Below are 15,345 nucleotides of genomic sequence, written 5' to 3'. Positions count from 1 at the left end.
CCCTTCAGCGCCGATGGTACTTGGACCGCAGGGTCCTGGGAGAGTAGGACGTCGCCGAGCAACCATGCACAGCCCCTTGAGATTTCGGTCTCAAGGGGCTGTGTTTTTTGATCTGTGTTGTGGTGCCGATGGCCGGACGATCGCCAACTGTTAGCGATGGTGGAAAGTCACCTCTTGTTCATGCAACTGCAGGACGCCGTCGCGTCTTGCCCGGCGCAGCTTGCGGAGCAGCAGCAGGCGCGGGGCCAGCAGCCAGCAATGCCAAGCTACGAGGCTGATCATCAGCGCTTCGGATGCCCAAGGATAGGCAACAGCGATAGCTGACAGCCCGAGTCCCAGCAAATGCCGATTCAATCGGCGCATTAATGCGTGCTCGGCATATCGAATCGGCAGATAGCCAAGCCAAGGCAATCGCCAGCGCCACCCCCAGCGTCGATCCTCCGGCTCGTCGACCCGAAGCATGGTCAGACGGACAATGAGCCACTGCAGCAGCATCGTCGCAGGCAGGCCGATCAACCACGCGAATATGCCTGTGACACTGTAGACTGCCGCCAACATCCCACCGAGCATTAGCGCCATGATTGCATAGCTGGCGATCAATTCAGGGCGCACAGGGACTTTCTGTACGAGCTGGTACTGATAGTAGGTTGCATCTTTGGATAAAGTTGATAAACGCTCCACAGCTCGATCCTCCGTCGTTCCAAATGTATCGCTCCTTTCATAAATATCGGCAGATCGGTCAAAAAAGTGAATCCGATTAAAAAAGTGAATTTGACGCACCGGACGAATTCGTCGCGCATACCATATAAAAATATTTGAAATGGGCTATGAAACAAGTATATCTTGCTAGAAAACATGGCATAATAGGAAGAGAAGAATGCCCAACGAAGGTGGGATGGCAAATGCATGAAGATCATGATCATACGTGTATCATTTGCGGGAACGAAAAGCAGGATGGGATCCGAATTGTAACCGAATTCATCTGTGAAAGCTGCGAGGCTGAAATGGTGAATACGGACGTGCAAGACGCCAAATATCCTTTTTTCATTCATCGGTTAAAACAAATTTGGCTGCAAAAAAACGCATAATGACACTGGCTTTCTATCACGGCCTCTATCGCGAGCAATCAGTTGCGATGGCCGGGGCAGGAAGCTTTTTTGTTGGAGATTCGTTACAATAGAAGAAGTTTGGTTCATAGAAGGAAAGGAAGCATGCACCGATGACGATGCACCGGCATATGCCTATTTATAAAGCCTTGGTTCGGCATTCGCAAGGCATGCCCCGCAGCTTTCATGTCCCCGGTCATCAGTATGGCCGGGTGTGGCAGAAGAAGTGGCTGGAAGGCTTGGGCGCGGCCGAGTTCGAATCCATGATGGCGATGGATGCAACCGAGCTTGAGGGACTGGATGATCTTCATCATCCGCAAGGGATTATCGCCGAAGCGCAGGCGGCAGCCGCGCAGTTGTTCGGCGTCGACCACACCTACTTTCTGGTAGGGGGCAGTACAGCAGGCAACCTGGCGCTGATTTTGGCGCATTGCGAACCTGGGGAGCTGCTGATTGTGCAACGCAATGTACACAAGTCGATTCTCAACGGGTTGACGTTGGCGGGGGCGTCCGCGGTCTTTTTGGATCCCGAGCTCGACCCTCGGAGCGGCCTGGCCATCGGCCCGGGCATCCGGAGCCTGGAGGCGGCGCTGTGCAAGTACCCGCAAGCCAAGGCGGTCCTGCTGAGCTCACCGAATTATTACGGACTTGGTTGCGACCTGCGTCCTTATGCGGACGCTGCACACCGGGCAGGCATGCCGCTGCTTGTTGACGAGGCGCACGGCGCGCATTACGGCTTTCATCCCGCTATTCCCGCATCGGCGCTGGCGGCCGGAGCCGATGCGGTCGTCCAATCTGCGCACAAGACGCTGCCTGTGCTCACTATGGGCGCCTGGCTGCACGTGCAGGGGACGCGAGTACCGCGTCAAGCGCTGGCGCGCGCGCTGGCGCTCCTGCAGAGCTCCAGCCCATCCTATCCGATCCTGGCTTCGCTGGACGTGGCGCGCGCCATGCTGGCCGAGCATGGCGCGGCGCTGTTCGAGCCGGCTGTCCAATTGGCACGTCGCCTCCGTGATCATATTGGTCATGCGCTGCCCCAGTATGAGCTGGTGGAGGAAGACGGACTGCTCGAGGGTCAACGTCTGGATCCGCTGCGGTTGACGATTGCGCCGCGCAGGGGCTCCGGTTATGCCTTGCTGCGCCAATTGCGCGAGCATGGCTGCTGGGCGGAAATGGCCGATGCGCGGCACGTCGTCCTGCTGGTCGGGATCGGCACGACAGCGGGCGATGTCGATGCGCTACTGGAGTCGCTGTGTCGCATCGCCTTCCTCGAGCCGGCAGGGGGTGAGTCTGCGGAGGCCCAGATCGACGCCGCAGGGCTGATGCGTCGTCATGGCGAGGAGATAGCCGAACCCGTGTCCTTTGCCCCGATTGCGGCTGTGTCCGCTAACACGACGGAATCGGTCGCGATTGGCGCGGCCGTAGGACGCCGAGCCGCTCACATGCTCGTACCGTATCCGCCCGGCGTGCCGCTCGTGTACGCCGGCGAACGCCTCACCGCATCCATCGCTTCGGTGCTGCAGCGGATGCTCGCGCTGGGAGGAACGGTGCATGGCCTCGTAAAGATCGACGGCGAATGGCGCGTACCGGTAACCTCCTGCGCTCACAACGCATGCAAAAGCAATGGTGATCCGCGAACAGGTCTGATAAAATAGGGCTATCTCAAGGCTTCAGGCGAGCGGACAAGGAGCGGATAAAGGCATGCAGGGAAAATTCATTACAATCGAGGGCGGAGAAGGCGCCGGCAAAACGACGTTGATCGAGCGGCTGCAAGCTCGAATGCGCGAGTCCGGACGTACCGTCATCACGACACGGGAGCCAGGCGGCATACGGATTGCAGAGGCGATTCGCGCGGTCATCCTGGAGCCGGCCTATACCGAAATGGATGCGCGCACGGAAGCATTGCTCTACGCTGCTGCCCGGCGCCAGCATCTGGTGGAGAAGGTGCTGCCGGCGCTGGAACAAGGATGCGATGTCATCTGTGACCGCTTCGTGGACAGCAGTCTTGCGTATCAGGGACATGCGCGCGGGCTGGGGATCGACGAGGTGCTTCAGCTCAATTCCTTTGCGACCGAGGGCAGACAGCCGGATCTGACGTTCTGGCTTGATCTCGACCCGGCGCTGGGACTGAAGCGAATTATGGCGACCCCGGGCCGCGAGGTGAATCGGCTTGATCAGGAGCGGCTCGCGTTTCACCGGCAGGTGCGTGCCGGGTATGCCGCGCTGCAGGCGCGCGAGCCGCAGCGAATCGTCCGCGTGGATGCCGCGCAGCCGCCCGAAGCGGTGCTTGCGCAAGTCATTGCCACTTTGGAGCGGCATCAGGCAGGATTTCTCGACATGAATGTCAAATAATATATAAGATGTAGAATGGCTTCAATTCGAACAAGGCGAAAGTTAGACAAGGATAGGCAAAATCATATACTTTCTATACTTTTAGAGAAACGGGAGGGTTAGGCTATGAAATTGGTGATCGCCATCGTGCAGGACAAAGACAGCAACCGCTTGTCCAATGCGCTCGTACGCGCAGGTTTTCGTGCAACCAAGCTGGCCAGTACCGGCGGCTTCCTCAAGGCCGGGAATACAACGTTCATGATCGGAATCGAGGACGAGCGGGTGCATGAAGTGATGCAGGTCATCCGTTCGAATTGTAAAGTACGGGACCAGCTTGTCACTCCTGTCACACCGATGGGCGGGACGACCGATTCGTACATTCCTTTCCCGGTAGAGGTACAAGTAGGCGGCGCCGCGGTTTTTGTCGTACCGGTGGAACGCTTTGAACATTACTGAAGTCAAGCAGGGAGCGGTCGGCGATGAAAATTAATCCGGGCTTCCGGCCGCTGGGGCAGGACCGCCTGCGAACCGATGGCGGGGCGCGCCAGGCCCAGACCCCGAATTTTGCCGATATCATGGGGCAGCAAGAACAGGAGCGGACCAAGGAGCAGCTGCAACGCAAGCTTCAGGACATTCACTTGCAGGGCGAGCGGCTGGCCAAGTCGATGACGGTGCGGGAGCTTAAGCTGTACCGGCAGATGGTCAAGCGGTTCCTGGAGGATACCGTGCGGCGCGGCGTCGGACTCAAGGAAACGCGAGGCTGGGATCGGCGCGGACGCACCAAACGATACAGGCTGCTGGAGGAAGTCGATGAAGCGCTGCTGCGAATGGGCGAGGAGCTGCTGGAGACCGAGGAAGGCCGAATCGATCTTTTGCAGCGCGTCGGCGAAATTCGCGGCTTGCTGATTAACTTTTTATTCTGACAGCCTGTGAAAGGAAGGCAAGCCATGTCATTTCATACCGTCGCCGGACAAGACAAGGCCAAGCGAATTTTGCAGCATGCGCTGCAGCGCGACACCGTCTCGCATGCCTATCTGTTCAGCGGACCTCCCGGGACGGGGAGGAAACAGCTGGCGCTTGCTTTTGCCAAAGCGCTGCTGTGTGAGCGCGCCGCAGACGATGCCTGCGGCGCGTGTCTGTCGTGCCGCAAGTTCGAGCACGGCAACCAGCCGAGCCTGCTCCAGCTGGCGCCGGACGGAGCGACCATCAAGATTGAGCAGATTCGGCAGCTGCAGCGCGACCTTGGCTATCGCAGCGCTGGAGAGGGCCGCAAGGTCTATATTTTGGAACAGGCGGAGACGATGACCTTGCCGGCTGCCAACAGCCTGCTGAAGTTTTTGGAGGAGCCGCAAGCTCAGATTGTCGCCATCTTGATTGCCGACAATGGACAAGCGGTACTGCCGACGATTCGCTCGAGGACGCAATGGGTGCCGTTTGCGCCGCCCGCGCCCGCCGAGCTGTTGGAGCAGCTGGTAGCGGACGGCCATTCGCCTGTGCTGGCGCGCGCCGCCATCCATTTGGCCTCCGGTTACGAGGCATGTGCCGCGATTATCCAAGAAGAGACGTTTGCAGAAACAAGAAATGTAGTGATACAATTAGGCAAGGAGAGTCTGACCCGATTCACCGCGGCGATGATTACCTCTCAGCAGCAGGTCTTCAAGGCGAACGCAGAGCAGCGCTTCGCGCATCTGTTGCCTTTGCTTTTGTTATGGTACAAGGACATGATTCATTTTCAAGCCGGAAGGCAAGAAAGCATCGTTTTTATAGATCAGCTCGAATGGATGGGCCAGCATGCCTATGCGCGGACGCCCGCCGGCTGGGTATCGTGCATGGAGCGGGCACTGGAGGCGCAGACGCGCATTCGCGCCCACGTGGCCCCGCAGCTTGCTTTCGAGCAAATGATGATTCACCTACAGGAGGGTTGAATTCTTGTATAACGTAATCGGTGTTCGTTTCAAAAAAGCTGGCAAAATCTATTATTTCGATCCGGCCCAGCATCCTGTCGACACCGAGCAGCACGTCATAGTGGAGACAGCGCGGGGCATAGAATACGGCAAAGTGGTCGTAGGCCAAAAACAAGTCGGTGAATCGGATGTTGTACTCCCGTTGAAAAAAGTGATTCGCATCGCCGGCAGCGCCGACGCCAAGGCAGTGGAAGAAAACAAGCTGGCTGCCAAAAAAGCGTTCGGCACCTGCGTCGATAAAATTCACAACCACAAGCTTAAGATGAAGCTGGTCGACGTCGAATTTACGTTTGACCGCAACAAAATCATCTTTTATTTTACCGCCGAAGGTCGAGTCGACTTTCGGGAGCTGGTCAAGGACCTGGCCAGCGTGTTCCGGACGCGCATCGAGCTGCGTCAGATCGGCGTCCGGGACGAGGCCAAGATGCTGGGCGGCATCGGACCTTGCGGCCGCATCCTGTGCTGCTCCTCCTGGCTCGGCGATTTTGAGCCGGTCTCCATCAAGATGGCCAAGGATCAGAATCTCTCGCTCAATCCGACCAAGATCTCGGGTCTGTGCGGCCGGCTCATGTGCTGCTTGAAGTATGAGCATGACAATTACGAGAGCATTCGGGAAGAGATGCCTGCGATTGGCAGGGTCGTCGTGACGTCGCATGGCGAGGGCAAGGTGACCGGCATCAACGCCTCGTCGCGATCCGTATATGTCCAGCTCTTCGATACCGGAGGGCGGCCCAAGGAGCTCCCGTATGATGACGTGGTGTTGAAATAACCGGCCTGAATCTTGCGAACGACGCTGGGGTGGGGACGTGGAAAACAAAAATTTATTCACACGCATGGAGCAATTGGAGGCGACTGCTGCGAAATATATGCAGGATCTAAATGAGGTAAAGCAGCAGATCATCGGCTTGTTGGAAGAGAATCAGCGGCTCACCATGGAGAACCAGCAGCTGCGCAAGGTGTTGAAGCGCGAGACCGGCGAAGCGGCCGAGCGGCAAAAGCCCTCGCCCGCTGCTGCCGGCACGCCGGCGCCGCTGGCGCCGGAGGCCGCTGCTGTCGGGGAGGGCTACGATAATTTGGCTCGCCTGTACCATGAAGGATTTCACATTTGCAATGTCTATTACGGGCATTTGCGGACCGAGGGCGACTGTTTGTTCTGCCTTTCGTTTCTCAATAAATAGCATGTCCACTTCCAAGACCCCTTGCGGGTCTTTTTGCAAATTAAGCCCTGCGGAAGAGACGAAAGGAGGATAAGCGATGCAACCCGTTCAAGAAGCGCTGCTGCCGAGCGAACGTCTGGATGATCTGCTCACCCACGACCTGCGTATTATTCAGAGCCGGGAAGTGTTCAGCTTCTCCATGGACGCGGTGTTGCTGGCCCGATTCGCTACGGTCCCGAGGAGCGGTCGTGTGCTCGATCTATGCTCCGGCAATGGCGTCGTGGCGCTGTTGCTGTCGACTCGCACCGGGGCCAGCATCGACGCAGTCGAGCTGCAGCCGCGGCTGGCGGATATGGGGCGGCGAAGCATCGCGCTCAATGGCCTGGAGGAGCGCCTCACGATGATCGAAGGCGATCTGCGCACCTATCACCGGACAAGCGGCTATGGCGTCTATGATGCGGTCGTCGTCAATCCTCCCTATATGCCGCCGGAGACAGGAGATCGCAATAGCAATGCGTATGTCGCCATTGCACGGCACGAGATTCATTGCAAGCTGGAAGAGGTGGCCGCGGCTTGCTCGCGTGTCGTGCGGACGGGGGGCCGCGTCGCCATGGTGCATCGTCCGTCCCGGCTGGCCGATCTGATCGACGCCATGCGCAGCGTGAGGCTGGAGCCCAAGCGCATCCGCTTCGTCCATCCCCATCTCGAGGCCGAGGCGAATATGGTGCTCGTGGAGGCGATTCGCGACGGCAAGCCGGACGTGCGGCTGCTGCCTCCGCTCATCGTCTACGATGACCAGCGGCGCTATCGGGACGAGATTATGAAGATCTATTATGGGGATGCGCAGCCGATAAAGATAGAGGAGGAGGACGTCCGTTGATACAAGTACAACGAAGCTTCACATCCGGATCCAGCGGCACAGCGGACGTCGCGGGAGCGGGCAAGCTGTACCTCGTCGGGACGCCGATTGGCAATCTGGAGGATATCACATACCGCGCCGTGCGCACGCTGCGGGAGGTAGACTGGATTGCAGCCGAGGATACGCGGCAGACGCGCAAGCTGCTTACGCATTATGAGATTCATACCCGATTGGTCAGCTATCACGAGCACAACAAGCAGGCGAGCGGCGGCGAGCTGCTGCGCCTCGTAGAGGAAGGGGCAAGCCTTGCCCTGGTGAGCGATGCCGGGCTGCCGGCAATCTCCGATCCAGGCGCAGATCTGGTGAGCGAGGCGGTGCAGCGCGGCATCGCCGTCGTGCCGATTCCCGGTGCCAATGCGGCTTTGTCTGCGCTGATTGCCTCGGGATTGTCGACGCAACGCTTCCACTTTGCGGGTTTTCCGCCGCGTGACAAAAAAGGGATCGCCGCTTGGCTCGAGGGATTACAACGCCAAGAAGGCACTCTCCTGGTGTACGAATCGCCCCATCGCGTCAAACGGACGCTCGAAGCGATGCTCGAGGCATGGGGGGATCGTCGGATGGTAATGGCGCGCGAGCTGACCAAGCGTCATGAGGAGCTCGCAAGAGGTCTGATTCGCGATTGTCTGGACTGGCTGGAGCAGCAACCGCCGCTCGGGGAGTACTGTCTGGCGGTGGAAGGCGCCGAGGCCGCAGTCGCTTCTGCGGCTGCCCCGGCCGAGGCCGCCTGGTGGTCCGCATTGGAGCTGGAGCAGCATGTGACGCATTATGAGGGACTGCTTGGAGATCGCAAGCAGGCGATGAAGCGGGCGGCTGCCGATCGGGGCATGACGCGCCGCGAAGTATACAATGCGCTGCTGTGAGCAACGACGCGGGCAAAAAAAAGACCTTCCTGGCCGGGTTCTAGCGCAGGAAGGTAAGAAGGAGTATAAAAAGGTTAGAATTAACAAATTCATTCACATTTATTATACCGTATTTTTTTTATTTTGTCACAGGGGATGGCAGCTCGGTCAGGCATTCGTTGCAAATAATTTTGCCTTTAAAATACGTGACGTTTTCGGCATTGCCGCAGAAGATACAAGCAGGCTCGTATTTTTTCAGCATGATGCGCTCGCCGTCAACATAGATTTCGAGCGCGTCCTTTTCCCCAATGCCAAGCGTGCGGCGCAATTCGATCGGAATAACGACCCGACCCAGTTCATCGACTTTACGGACAATTCCAGTAGACTTCATCATAAGCTATATTTGCTCCTCTCAAATTGTTCGTCAACATTCGACAAATTTCCACGTTTTCTTTTTCTATAATACCAACCATTCCCATATAAGTCAACCTAAAATTTTTCTAGGTAAACCGCGGGTTTGGCGCATTACTAGTGGAAATTGGAAGTCATATAAATCAAGGTAAAGGCGCTAAAGAATCAAATGATAAACGACAACATTCGACATTATCTGCGCGACTCGTGTCGAATGATGGAATGGATTCGACATTTTCTGAAACGAGGTGACCGCATGCAACAATCATTGTCGGAAGAGAAGGTGTTTAAAGACCCGGTACATAAATATGTCTATGTGCAGGACGAGGTCATTTGGAATTTAATCAACACCAAGGAATTTCAGCGTTTGCGGCGCATTCGTCAGCTTGGTGCGACCTATCTGACCTTCCACGGCGCCGAGCACAGCCGCTTCTCGCATTCACTGGGCGTCTATGAAATCACGCGGAAAATCATTTCGCAATTTGAACGAAACGCATATCCCGATTGGCCGGCTGAGGAAAGGCAAGTGTCCCTTTGCGCAGCGTTGCTGCACGATCTTGGCCATGGCCCGTTTTCGCACTCGATCGAGCAAATCTTCGATACGCATCACGAGGATTGGACATGCCGGATTTTGTTGGAAGACACAGAGGTCAACCAGATCTTGCGCGCGGTCTCTGCGGATTTTCCGCAACGTGTAGCTTCTATTATTTGTAAAACGTATGAAAAGCCGATTGTGGTCAATCTCATTTCATCCCAAATGGATGCCGATCGCATGGATTATTTGCTGCGAGACGCTTATTTCACCGGCGTGAATTATGGCACCTTCGATTTGGAGCGCATTTTGCGCCTCCTGCGTCCGCATCAAGGCAAGATTGTGGTGAAGGAGAGCGGCATGCACGCGGTAGAGGATTATTTGATGTCGCGCTACCAAATGTATTGGCAGGTTTATTTCCATCCGGTGACACGAAGCTCGGAGATCATACTGCGCCAAATCTTCAGACGAGCCAAGGAATTGTACAAGTCCGGCTACCAATTCGAATTTATGATTGCTCCGTTTGGCCGATTGTTTGACGGTTCGCTGACGGTCGACGATTATCTGAAGCTGGACGAAGCGCTGGCGCAGACCGTATTTACCCAGTGGATGGCCGAACGCGACGAATTGTTGGCCGGTCTGTGCCGGCGCTTCCTAAATCGCCGATTATACAAATATATAACCATGGAAGAGCCGGATGAAGCATTGTGGTCCTCGATCCGCAAATGCTTCGCCGAGCTCGGTCTGCACCCTGACTATCACCTGGAAATTGATTTTCCGTTCGACTTGCCCTATGATGTGTATCGTCCCGACGCGAAGGAAGGGCGGGAGCGGCCGCCGATCGTTCTGCTGGATGCATTCGACCAGTTGGCCGAAATTTCGGACAAGTCCGACATTATCCGGTCCATCACCGGACTGCATCAAGGGAGGTATCACTTGTATTATCCGGAGGAAGAATTGCGGCACAAAGCCGAATATATGCCGAAGCACATAAGAGAATTGTTCGGATTGTAAAGGATAGCGGAGGACGGAGCAACGCCTATATATTATAGAAGAAAGGGATGGAAGCCAGATGCTATTCGACACGCACGCCCACCTGGATTCGCATAAATTCGACGCCGACCGCGAGGAGGCCATCGCTCGTGCGCGGGCAGCAGGCGTCGAGCGCATCATCAATGTCGGCTTTAACCGCGAGACCATTCCGAGCACAATGGAATTGATCGATACCTACCCGTTTATGTACGCGGCGATCGGGTGGCATCCGACAGATACGCATGAGATGAAGCCGGAGGATCTGACCTGGATTGCCGAGCTGTGCCGGCACGAGAAGGTGGTGGCCATCGGGGAAATCGGTCTGGATTACCACTGGGATACTTCTCCGAAAGAAGTGCAGCAGCAAGCCTTTCGCGAGCAGATTCGCCTGGCTCGATCGCTGGATAAACCGATCGTGATTCATAATCGCGATGCGCACGAAGACGTGGTGCGTATTTTGAAAGAGGAGCATGCCGAGACGATCGGCGGCGTGATGCATTGTTTTTCGGGCAGCTGGGAGATTGCCAAAATGTGCTTGGATTTAAATTTTTTTATTTCCTTCGGCGGGCCGCTCACCTTTAAAAATGCACGGGTGCCGAAAGAGGTCATGAAAAGGGTTCCAATTGATCGTATGCTCATTGAAACCGACGCTCCTTATTTGGCTCCTCACCCCTATCGCGGGAAGCGAAATGAGCCGGCTTATGTCAGCCTTGTGGCCCAGACAGCAGCGGAAATAAAAGGAAAAAGTGTGGAAGAAATTTCAAAAATCACATTTCAAAATGCTGAAAGATGTTTTCGATTGAGCTGAAAATCAGAGTAATTTCATGAAATAAGGCGTATCGATTCAATAAAGGTATACTTTATTGCTGATTTTGCTTTATTTCACCGGGATTATCCCGAAAATTAACGATAATCGACTTTTATAGCATCTTTACAATGGACGGCGAAAGAAGGTATGATTCTTCTCAGAGCTTTCGCATGTATTGGATTTCCAAATTCAATGAATCATAAGACACAGCGATTCTTGCCGCCCGTGATCGAATAATGGGCGCTCCCCTCACATAGGGTGTACCATGGAGGTGGAGATGGCGGGAATCATGAAGCGGAATCGGCTGAGGCCGGATTCATCGAACGCAGCAAGGCGGCGGTTGCAGCGACATCGATCGGATCGGTACAAGCGGCGCTTCGCGCATACCCCAGTGTACATGCACGATCGATCGCGCATGAAGGGCGATGCAAAGCGTGCGAATACGCTACACCACTTATAGTCGCGTCAAAATGTTTATCATGCATTGCAATTGGCGGCGGGGCTATGAAGGAGGACCGAGGAAGTGGGTAAGTTCCAATCACAGGATTCCCATGGGAAACGATCATCCAGCATGACTTTCGCAAAGCGTTGGAAGCATGAAAATTTGCGTTTGGTGCTGCTAAGCGCCGTCATCTCGATTGCGATGACGGTCATGTTGCTCGTATTGTTGTATGGCACGGCGGACAAAAGCATTTCGCTCGTGGTCGACGGCGAGGAAAACGTCGTCACGACGAAGCAGTGGGTCATGCAGCGCTTGCTGGATGAGCAGTCGATTGCGATCGGCGAGCATGACGAATTGTCTACGCCGCTCAATGCGTCGGTGAAGGACGGGGACCGCATTGTCATTAACCATGCCAAGGAAGTGACCGTCGAAGCCGACGGCGTGCAAAAGTCGATTCATACGACAGCGCGCACCGTCCAGGCGGCGCTGGCACAGCTGAATATTGAACTGGACGGGCTAGACAAGGTACAGCCTGCCCTGTCGGAGCCATTGACCAACGCGATGACGGTGTCCGTCACGCGGGTTGACAAGGAGATCCGGCGAACGGAGCATGAAATGCCGTACAAGGTCGTCAAAAAAGAGGACCCATTGTTGGAAAAAGGCAAAGAGAAAATCATGCAAACCGGCAAAGAGGGTCTGATCGTAAAGGAATTCGAGAAAATATACGAGGATGGCGCGCTCGTCTCGCAGCGTCTGATGACGAAAACGGTGGAGCAGCAGACCGTCGAGCAGATCGTGGCCATCGGCACCAAGCTGCCCGAGCGTGAAGTGGCCGTCTTGTCCGCGCCATCCAAAAGCGAGGACGCGGTCACGGTAAGCGGTGAGACGCTCAACGCCAAAAAAGTGCTGAACAATGTGACGTTGACCGCTTATACTGCAGGCATAGAGTCCACGGGCAAAACGGAAGACCATCCGCAATACGGCATTACCGCCTCCGGCACGACGGTGCAAGAGGGACGAACCATTGCAGTCGATCCCGACGTTATCCCGCTCGGCTGGTGGGTGTATATCGAGGGCATCGGATATCGTCGGGCCGAGGATACCGGCAGTGCGATCAACGGCAACAAAATCGACGTTTTTTACGAGAGCAAATCGTATGCCCTGAAGTTCGGGCGCAAAAAAGGCTTCACGGTCTATGTGCTTGGTCCGAACAAGCCGAAGTCGAGCTAACTACATTTGCTTGCATTCATCATATCGCAGTATGGGCAAAACTATGCTAAATGGGAAGAGGCTCCGGCCTCTTCTTTTTCCACTTTCTGAAGGGACAAGAGCCATGATTAAAGAAATCATTGTCGTCGAGGGCAAGGACGACACGGTCGCTATCAAGCGGGCGGTCGAAGCGGAAACAATCGAGACCGGCGGCTCCGCGATCGGGGAGGCCGTCTTGCGCCGCATCGCGCTCGCTCAGAAGCGCCGAGGCGTCATTATTTTGACCGATCCGGATCACGCCGGCGAACGCATACGCCGCATCGTCTCAAGTGCGGTACCGGGCTGCAAGCACGCCTTCGTGACGCAGGAGCAAGCGCGCCGCAAGGACGACATCGGGGTGGAGAATGCCAGCCCCGAGACGATCCGCGAAGCGCTTCGCCGCGTACGCACGGAGTATGCGGATGCCGAGCAGACGCTGGAAGACCCGGTTACCTGGGAGGACCTGATGGCCGCGGGTCTGATTGTACACGACAACGCGCAGGAGCGCCGTCTGCTCGCCGGCAATCAGCTCGGCATCGGCTATGCCAACGGCAAGCAATTCTACAAGCGCTGCACCATGTTCCGGATCTCGCGTGCGGAGCTGGCTCGCGCATGCGCGGCAATGGAGCGTGCGCTGGATGGACAAGACAAGGAGGAACAAGGACATGCCTAGCGAAGCAAAAGGCGAAGGCGCGGAGGTCGCGACGCCGGCGCGGACGCGAGCGATCATCGCCCGGCACGGCTTCGCCTTCAAAAAAAGCCTCGGGCAAAACTTCCTGATCGACCGCAATATTCTGCGCACGATCGTGGCGGCCGCCGAGCTGGACAAGGCCAAGGGCGCGCTGGAGATCGGACCGGGCATCGGGGCGCTGACCCAGGAGCTGGCCAAGTCCGCCGGCAAGGTAACGGCTGTGGAGATCGATCAGCGGCTGCTGCCGATCCTGGAGGAGGTCATGTCCGAGGAGCCGCATGTGACGCTCGTGCACGGCGATGTGCTCAAGCTCGATCTGCGCGCGCTGATTGCCCGTGAATTCGAGGGGACTAGCGGACTGAGCGTGGTGGCCAATCTGCCGTATTACGTGACGACGCCGATCCTGATGAAGCTGCTGGAGGAGCGCCTGCCGCTCCAGCATATCGTCGTCATGATTCAGAAAGAAGTCGCCCAGCGCATGACCGCCTCGCCCGGCAGCAAGGCGTATGGCAGCCTCAGCGTAGCTGTGCAATATTATACCGAAGCCCGGCTCGTATGCACGGTGCCGCATACGGTATTCATTCCGCAGCCCAATGTCGATTCCGCGGTCATCAAGCTTACGGTGCGACCGGAGCCTCCGGTGGCCGTGACCGACGAAGGGTTCTTTTTTCGAGTCGTTCAGGCGTCGTTCGCCCAGCGCCGCAAAACACTGCTCAACAATTTGCTCAGCTTCGCGGGCAAAGACCGACGAGAGGCGCTGATACAGTTGCTGGACGCTGTTGCAATCGAGCCCTCGCGCCGTGCAGAGACGTTATCGCTCGCGGAATTTGCGCGCCTGGCCGATGCGATCCTGGCGCAAGGATGGGAATAGTCCGGCAACTGCTCACCATTGCTCTCGTCCGCCCATAGGATAAGAGCAAGAGGTGATAAGTCCATGAAGCAAGGGGACCTGGTAGTCCGCAATTCATACGGCGGCGACGTGCTGTTCCGCATCGCCGCCATTACGCATCGGACCGCTGTGCTCAAGGGAACCGACTACCGGTTGCTCGCCGACGCTCCGGTCGACGATCTGGCGCAGGTGGCCGATCCGGAGAGGGTCGGCGCTACGCAGCAGGTGCGGATCAAAGCATCGGCCTCCGTGCTGCGCATGGAGCGGCAGCGACGTGAGGCGGAGCGGCAGGAAGAGCGACCGGAGCAAGCAGCCGGGCAGAGCCAGGGTTATTTTGAGCTGCCGGGCAAGGTGCTGCATCTTGACGGAGACGGGATCTATATGCGCAAGAGCATGCAACTGTACGGGCAAATGCGCGTGCCTGCGCACGGCGTGCACATCCACGAGTCCCAGATGCCGGAGGTGCTGCATCGGCTCTTGCCGCAGCTGCGGCCGGACATTGTCGTCATTACCGGGCACGACGGCGTATTGAAGCATCAGCCGCAGATGGATTTGAAGAGTCTGGCCAGCTACAAAAATTCGCAGCATTTCGTCGATGCGGTCCGGGTAGCCCGCGATTATGAAAAAACGCGCGACGGGCTGATTGTCGTGGCGGGCGCTTGTCAGTCGCATTTCGAGGCGCTGCTGCATGCGGGAGCCAATTTTGCGAGCTCGCCCGGCCGCATCTTGATTCATGCGCTGGATCCGGTGTATATTGCCATCAAAGCCAGCTATACGCCGATTCGCGAGGCGATGAACCTGCCGGAGGTCATCAACGGCACGATTAGCGGGATCGACGGTGTAGGCGGCATCGAGACTTTGGGCCGGTATCGGGTCGGCTTGCCCAAACGTGCGCTTCAGACGCAGCTTCCAGGCTGACCCATTTCAAAAAAAGGTAAAAACCCCGTTGACAAGGACTTTGGAGGACTGATATAAT

At 56.6% G+C, this 15,345-nt stretch carries 18 protein-coding genes; 16 read left to right on the top strand and 2 right to left on the bottom strand.

Translation table 11 applies throughout. The features are described 5' to 3' along the window. Positions 1–150: 150 nt before the first annotated feature. On the bottom strand, positions 151–780 hold the full coding sequence (locus tag IDH44_RS24420; RefSeq protein ID WP_223869997.1) for a transposase: 630 nt from the start codon (positions 778–780) through the stop codon (positions 151–153). A 122-nt stretch (positions 781–902) separates the two neighbouring features. On the opposite strand from IDH44_RS24420, the gene IDH44_RS24415 reads away from it, so the two are divergent. From IDH44_RS24415 to rsmI, 10 genes are all read left to right on the top strand, one after another. Further along, complete coding sequence (locus tag IDH44_RS24415) at positions 903–1,088, top strand: sigma factor G inhibitor Gin (protein ID WP_190921434.1); 186 nt, start codon at positions 903–905, stop codon at positions 1,086–1,088. A gap of 149 nt (positions 1,089–1,237) precedes the next feature. Continuing rightward, positions 1,238–2,761, top strand: coding sequence for an aminotransferase class I/II-fold pyridoxal phosphate-dependent enzyme (locus IDH44_RS24410; RefSeq protein ID WP_190921433.1), 1,524 nt, complete (start codon positions 1,238–1,240; stop codon positions 2,759–2,761). A gap of 46 nt (positions 2,762–2,807) precedes the next feature. After that, positions 2,808–3,458 (top strand): dTMP kinase, encoded by a 651-nt coding sequence (gene tmk / locus IDH44_RS24405; protein WP_190921432.1) that lies wholly within the window; start codon positions 2,808–2,810, stop codon positions 3,456–3,458. A gap of 105 nt (positions 3,459–3,563) precedes the next feature. Next, positions 3,564–3,893, top strand: a complete 330-nt coding sequence (locus tag IDH44_RS24400; protein ID WP_190921431.1) for a cyclic-di-AMP receptor — start codon at positions 3,564–3,566, stop codon at positions 3,891–3,893. A 23-nt stretch (positions 3,894–3,916) separates the two neighbouring features. Continuing rightward, positions 3,917–4,360, top strand: coding sequence for a YaaR family protein (locus tag IDH44_RS24395; RefSeq protein WP_190921430.1), 444 nt, complete (start codon positions 3,917–3,919; stop codon positions 4,358–4,360). 24 nt (positions 4,361–4,384) lie between these two features. Continuing rightward, entirely contained in the window at positions 4,385–5,362 is a 978-nt protein-coding gene (gene holB, locus IDH44_RS24390) for a DNA polymerase III subunit delta' (RefSeq protein ID WP_190921429.1), read from the top strand. A 4-nt stretch (positions 5,363–5,366) separates the two neighbouring features. After that, the gene (locus IDH44_RS24385; RefSeq protein WP_190921428.1) at positions 5,367–6,170 is read left to right on the top strand and encodes a PSP1 domain-containing protein; all 804 of its coding nucleotides are present in this window, start codon (positions 5,367–5,369) and stop codon (positions 6,168–6,170) included. A 97-nt stretch (positions 6,171–6,267) separates the two neighbouring features. Then, positions 6,268–6,579 carry an initiation-control protein YabA gene (locus IDH44_RS24380; protein WP_397326841.1) on the top strand — a complete coding sequence of 104 codons (312 nt, stop codon included), beginning with the start codon at positions 6,268–6,270 and terminating at the stop codon, positions 6,577–6,579. A 76-nt stretch (positions 6,580–6,655) separates the two neighbouring features. Beyond that, a complete protein-coding gene (locus tag IDH44_RS24375) occupies positions 6,656–7,438 on the top strand; it encodes a tRNA1(Val) (adenine(37)-N6)-methyltransferase (protein ID WP_190921426.1) in 783 nt (260 codons plus the stop codon). Then, positions 7,438–8,337 carry a 16S rRNA (cytidine(1402)-2'-O)-methyltransferase gene (gene rsmI / locus IDH44_RS24370; RefSeq protein ID WP_190921436.1) on the top strand — a complete coding sequence of 300 codons (900 nt, stop codon included), beginning with the start codon at positions 7,438–7,440 and terminating at the stop codon, positions 8,335–8,337. Before IDH44_RS24375 ends, rsmI begins: the two co-directional genes overlap by 1 nt. Before the next feature lie 118 nt (positions 8,338–8,455). On the opposite strand, the gene IDH44_RS24365 is transcribed toward rsmI, so the two are convergent. After that, complete coding sequence (locus IDH44_RS24365; protein ID WP_190921425.1) at positions 8,456–8,710, bottom strand: AbrB/MazE/SpoVT family DNA-binding domain-containing protein; 255 nt, start codon at positions 8,708–8,710, stop codon at positions 8,456–8,458. A gap of 273 nt (positions 8,711–8,983) precedes the next feature. Between IDH44_RS24365 and IDH44_RS24360 the strand changes: the two genes are divergently transcribed. The 6 genes from IDH44_RS24360 (at position 8,984) to yabG (ending at position 15,287) form a co-directional block, all read left to right on the top strand. After that, positions 8,984–10,273 carry an HD domain-containing protein gene (locus tag IDH44_RS24360; protein ID WP_190921435.1) on the top strand — a complete coding sequence of 430 codons (1,290 nt, stop codon included), beginning with the start codon at positions 8,984–8,986 and terminating at the stop codon, positions 10,271–10,273. A 58-nt stretch (positions 10,274–10,331) separates the two neighbouring features. Further along, complete coding sequence (locus IDH44_RS24355; RefSeq protein WP_190921424.1) at positions 10,332–11,099, top strand: TatD family hydrolase; 768 nt, start codon at positions 10,332–10,334, stop codon at positions 11,097–11,099. Positions 11,100–11,622: 523 nt separating this feature from the next. Next, on the top strand, positions 11,623–12,771 hold the full coding sequence (locus IDH44_RS24350; RefSeq protein ID WP_397326838.1) for a ubiquitin-like domain-containing protein: 1,149 nt from the start codon (positions 11,623–11,625) through the stop codon (positions 12,769–12,771). A 103-nt stretch (positions 12,772–12,874) separates the two neighbouring features. Next, positions 12,875–13,462, top strand: coding sequence for a ribonuclease M5 (rnmV, locus tag IDH44_RS24345; protein WP_190921422.1), 588 nt, complete (start codon positions 12,875–12,877; stop codon positions 13,460–13,462). After that, the gene (rsmA, locus tag IDH44_RS24340; RefSeq protein WP_190921421.1) at positions 13,455–14,351 is read left to right on the top strand and encodes a 16S rRNA (adenine(1518)-N(6)/adenine(1519)-N(6))-dimethyltransferase RsmA; all 897 of its coding nucleotides are present in this window, start codon (positions 13,455–13,457) and stop codon (positions 14,349–14,351) included. Before rnmV ends, rsmA begins: the two co-directional genes overlap by 8 nt. Positions 14,352–14,414: 63 nt before the next feature. Beyond that, positions 14,415–15,287, top strand: a complete 873-nt coding sequence (yabG, locus tag IDH44_RS24335; protein ID WP_190921420.1) for a sporulation peptidase YabG — start codon at positions 14,415–14,417, stop codon at positions 15,285–15,287. The last annotated feature ends 58 nt before the right edge of the window (positions 15,288–15,345 follow it).

Origin of the sequence: Paenibacillus sabuli, assembly GCF_014705605.1 — a bacterium.
Lineage (GTDB): Bacteria > Bacillota > Bacilli > Paenibacillales > Paenibacillaceae > Paenibacillus_D > Paenibacillus_D sabuli.
The sequence above is the reverse complement of the archived record's forward strand: the minus strand, read 5'-3'. Positions and strand labels throughout refer to the sequence as shown.